At 68.6% G+C, this 258-nt stretch carries 1 protein-coding gene; it reads right to left on the bottom strand.

Annotated elements, in window-relative coordinates; genetic code table 11:
• Window positions 1-238: DUF3158 family protein (locus ACTHS3_RS18150; RefSeq protein ID WP_440368817.1), on the bottom strand; the 238-nt coding region annotated here is incomplete at its 3' end.
• Window positions 239-258 lie beyond the last annotated feature (20 nt).

The following is a 258-nucleotide window of genomic DNA, read 5'->3' as shown; positions in this document are numbered from 1 at the left end:
GCTGCAGCTCGATCGCGTGCAGGTCGGCCAGCAGGTTGACCGGCGTGCCGGGGCTCGCCATCAGCTCCTGCCACAGGGCCACGCCCATGGCCGAACGGTCGTGCCTGCGCCAGCGCAAGAAAGCGGTTCCTGCGCCAGTGGTCTGCTGGGCCAGTTCAACGGGCAGCAGGTGGAAGGGATGCCCACACGCCTGCGCCAGCACCTGTCGCTGCGACAAGGCAATCAGTTCGTCGCGCATGGCGAAGCACTGGCTGGCCC

The organism is Neisseria sp. P0009.S007 (genome assembly GCF_051962515.1).
Note: the sequence above shows the minus strand (reverse complement) of the source record. Positions and strands in the feature narration are given on the sequence as shown.